This is a genomic window from Arthrobacter sp. H14 (assembly GCF_000520495.1).
GTDB lineage: Bacteria > Actinomycetota > Actinomycetes > Actinomycetales > Micrococcaceae > Arthrobacter_C.
In genome coordinates, this window is the sequence record NZ_AZRX01000494.1 from 1 (window position 1) to 3,871 (window position 3,871).

4 protein-coding genes are annotated in these 3,871 nt (G+C 58.8%); 3 read left to right on the forward strand and 1 reads right to left on the reverse strand.

Annotated elements, in window-relative coordinates; genetic code table 11:
- Window positions 1–64: 64 nt before the first annotated feature.
- Window positions 65–238: an alpha/beta fold hydrolase gene (locus Y707_RS29445; RefSeq protein WP_081744559.1), complete on the forward strand. Its 174-nt coding sequence runs from the start codon at window positions 65–67 to the stop codon at window positions 236–238.
- Between the two features lie 133 nt (window positions 239–371).
- Here Y707_RS29445 and Y707_RS0101800 read toward each other — a convergent pair whose 3' ends face one another.
- On the reverse strand, window positions 372–1,454 hold the full coding sequence (locus Y707_RS0101800; RefSeq protein WP_051441548.1) for a flavin-containing monooxygenase: 1,083 nt from the start codon (window positions 1,452–1,454) through the stop codon (window positions 372–374).
- 234 nt (window positions 1,455–1,688) lie between these two features.
- Here Y707_RS0101800 and Y707_RS0101805 point away from each other — a divergent pair, with 234 nt between their 5' ends.
- Window positions 1,689–2,405 (forward strand): alpha/beta hydrolase family protein, encoded by a 717-nt coding sequence (locus Y707_RS0101805; RefSeq protein ID WP_026533830.1) that lies wholly within the window; start codon window positions 1,689–1,691, stop codon window positions 2,403–2,405.
- A gap of 122 nt (window positions 2,406–2,527) precedes the next feature.
- Window positions 2,528–3,061, forward strand: coding sequence for a class IV adenylate cyclase (locus Y707_RS0101810; RefSeq protein ID WP_026533831.1), 534 nt, complete (start codon window positions 2,528–2,530; stop codon window positions 3,059–3,061).
- Window positions 3,062–3,871: the final 810 nt, after the last annotated feature.

Sequence of the window (3,871 nt, forward strand, 5' to 3'; positions counted from 1 at the left end):
GGAGCTGTACGCATGCCCCAATTATCCCACCCGACCGTAAAACTATTTCAGCGACACGCCACTAGTGGTCCACGGTGAAAAGGACCCGGTATTCCCGCTGCCACACGGTAAGGCGCTGCGCGACCAGATCCCCGGTGCCGAGCTGCTGATCATGGAGAACGCCGGGCACGAGGTGCCGAAGCCGCTCTGGGACGTATTCACCACCGCGCTGATCAAACACACCGCCGGCGACGAGTAGCCGGTCGCTGATCCCCTGACGCGCGGCTACGCCGTACCGAGCGCGCGGTGGTCACGCCGCAAGGGGATCTCCAAACGATAATCCGCCGATGTCAGCTGAAGTTCGCTAACCAAACGGCAGGCTGCTTGAGCTGCTAGTCAGCGTTTGATTGCCCAGGGCTTGCGATCTGTTCTGCGATATAGGCGGCATCGTGCTTGACGAAACCCAACAGTGCGGAGCCGGTCGTGTGTTGCCAGGGCAGGCCGAGAACATACAGACCCGGGGAGGGAGTGACGCCACGGCGCTGCCTCAGCTCTCCATCGGTGTTCATGGCCTCGGGCACATCGATCCAGGAATGGTCCTGACGGAACCCGGTGGCCCACACAATCCCATCCACATCCAGGTAAGTGTTATCGCAGAATTCGACAGTCCGGCTCCTGGCTCCGGTGAGGCGGGGCCGGAACCGCACACCGCGTTTGCGTAACTGCTTGGGGGAGAGCCCAATGACGGTTCCCTCACCCTGTTGCATCCGGCGGCCAAACCGCGAGTCCGCCTTGACTCTGATCAGTCCGGTGACCGACTGCCACCAGAACAGGTCCCTGCCCAACGGGCGCTGTGGATCCGCCGCGTTACGCCGGCCAATGGCAAGATCGACGGACCTCCTCTCGGTAAGTTCGACAGCGATTTGGAAGCCGGAGTTGCCGCCACCGACGACCAGGATCTGCCCGTACGGTAAATCCGCGGGACGCTGATACTCCGAGCTATGCAGCTGAACGACCTCCGGACTCAGATGCTTAGCAACGCTAGGAATATTCGCGGTTTGGAAGGGGCCGGTTGCTATCACGACCTGCCGGGCGTGGATATTGCCGGCGTCACTGGCGAGTACGTACCCCTGACGGTCACGTCTCACCTTGGTGATACCGGTATTCAGACGGATCGGCAGCCCATGATGATGCGCGTAAGCAGCTAAATAGCGGGCAACCGCAGTCTTGTCGGGGTAACTGTCCTCTGCGCCGGGGAACGGCGTCCCCGGCAATCCGGAATACCGCGCCGGGGTGAACAGCCGCAGTGAGTCCCACCGACCCGCCCAAGACCACCCAATGGCGCTGCCTGCATCAACAATGAGAAACCGTGAACCCCGCTGTTGCAGGTAATAACCAATAGCGAGCCCCGCTTGACCCGCGCCAACAACCACTACGTCGTAACGAACCTGCGCCGACAGCTCAGAACGCGCCATGGCACCAACGCTATCGCTTGAGCAATTCATCGTCCCGCAAGGGGATCCCTGAACGGACATTTTCGTTTCGGGTCATTCTTCGTCCTGTGCTCAGAAGCGGAAAGGTCTCGGCGGCCTATAGTCCTGATTCGGAAGAAGTGGTGCCGCGTCAGTCAGGGCGCCTGATCTTCGGCCTGTCTCCTATGATCGGGGTTGTAAAAGTATCCGGCGGGAGTGGTGGGAGAAAAGGGGGTTATGGCAGTTGTGAAGCACTTGCCAGAGATTCCCGACGCCGTGCCAGTGACGTTCGGATCGGGCGATGTAACGCTCGGCGGATACACGTGGTGGGGCGATGGTATAGCTCCAGCGTTTCTGCTGTTGCATGGATGGGGTGAAGACGCTTCGACTCTGGCGCCGGTCGCCCGTCAGATCCGTGCGCGTTCCTGGCATGCCATCAGTATCTCCATGCGTGGATGGCTAGGTTCCAGTGGGGTCGATGACTACGGGCTCAGTGCCGCGAAGGACATTGGTTACGTTGTTGCCTGGATTCGACAACAGCAGCATGTCTCATCAGTGGTGCTGCTCGGGTTTTCGATGGGCGGCCTCATGGCAGGTTTGGCTGCTGCGGAACAAAAGGAGCTCACTGGGCTGATAGCAGTTAGTTCCCCCAGTGATCTTGCCTCGTTTTACAGCGACACCTCCTATGGGGGAGTCCGGCGATACCTCGACGCCACGCTGCAACCTAATCAGTGGCGAGATTCGTCTCCCTTAGCTCACGCTCACAAACTGGTACATCCCATGCTGGTTGTGACTGGGACGTTGGATCTGATGGCACCACCGTCGCAAGGAAAGCGGTTGGCGATGGCAGTTCCTAACGGGAAGCTTTTAGAGCTCAACCAGATGGGCCATCACCCTTCGCCGGAGGACTGGAATCGAATCCTGGCCGAAGCCTCACTTACGTTCGAACTATGACTCTCACACTATGAAACACGTTTCACCACGCCGTTCCTAGCTGATTCTTCGGTGCAATTTCTGTCCCGTGAACGATCGGCCACTGGTCCCAGTCGACGGTTTGCTCGTGTTTGAGTGGAGACATGCCGACAAACATCGAGATCAAAGCGCGAGTGGACAGCATCGAACGACTCCTGCCGGTGATCGTCTCGCTGGCTGACGGGGAACCAGAGCACGTCATACAAGACGACACGTTCTTCTCCTGCCCGGACGGTCGGCTCAAGCTCAGGTCCCTCAGTGACGACCACGGGGTGCTGATCTACTACCGCAGGACAGATCAACCCGGGCCGAAGCCCTCGTTCTACGTTCATTCCGAGACCTCCGACCCTGACGGACTCCGCTCAGTTCTGGTTCAGGCATACGGCGAGCACGGGCGAGTCCGGAAGCGCCGCGCAATCTTTCGAATCGGCCAGACCCGGGTCCACCTCGACGAGGTCGACGGACTGGGCGAGTTCCTGGAGTTGGAAGTCCCGATTGCAGACGGGATTGAATCTGACACCGCAGCGAATGAAGCACACCGCCTCATAGCCGAGTTCGGAATTGAGGACAGTGCCCGCATAGATGGTGCCTACCTGGATCTCCTAAGAGCCGCCAATGACACACCGCCGAAACCGTAGGACCTGGGCATTACGACTGTGTGCCCGCGGGGCCTGCAAAATGTGTCCCGCACGCCGATCAGCTTTCGGACGAGAGATGGAACGGTCAACCGTCCGCGGCATTATGCTCAACTTATGAAACGAGTAGGCGCAGGGCTTATGGTCCTCTGCGCAGTAGCTGCTGTCACAGCACTTGCTCAGTGGCTCGGTGGGAGCGCGGTCGCCGGAACTGTATTACTGGTCATCGGAATATTCCTAGGCGGCTATTTCGGAGCCGGTTGGGGAGGTAAACAAGCCACGAAGACAGAGGAATACCGTAGAGAGTGGCTCGGAAAGCGATCCAAAAGCAGTGGAAAGTCGGAAGACGAAGGCAGTACTGGCGATCTATAGAGCATGTCCGCGTAGGGATCCTCTTAAGGAACGCCGTTTTCCGCATCCCCAGTTTTAGAAGGCGGATATTCTAGAAGGATGCGTCACTCTATCCTTTCTCCAGAGCGGGACAGCGACGTTTCCGCTCTTTGGCAACTTGTAGCCGCGGATGCGGAGTTCAGCGCGCTGACTCATGGACGTGAACCTAGAGAGTCCGATGCTGTAGTCATTCTGACAGCACGTCCCCCGCGCACACTGTCGCGAGATAAACAGGTAGTTGGATTTTGGGACGACGAGCGACTTGTTGCCATCGCCGACATTATTAGGGGTCACCCGTCAGAAGGCATAGCCTACATCGGCCTCCTCCAAGTGGACGTACGGATTCGGGGAGGCGGAGTTGGGGTCAGAGCGTTTAGCCCGGATTTTTCATCGGATCTCTGATCGGCTGGTCTGGTCGTAATC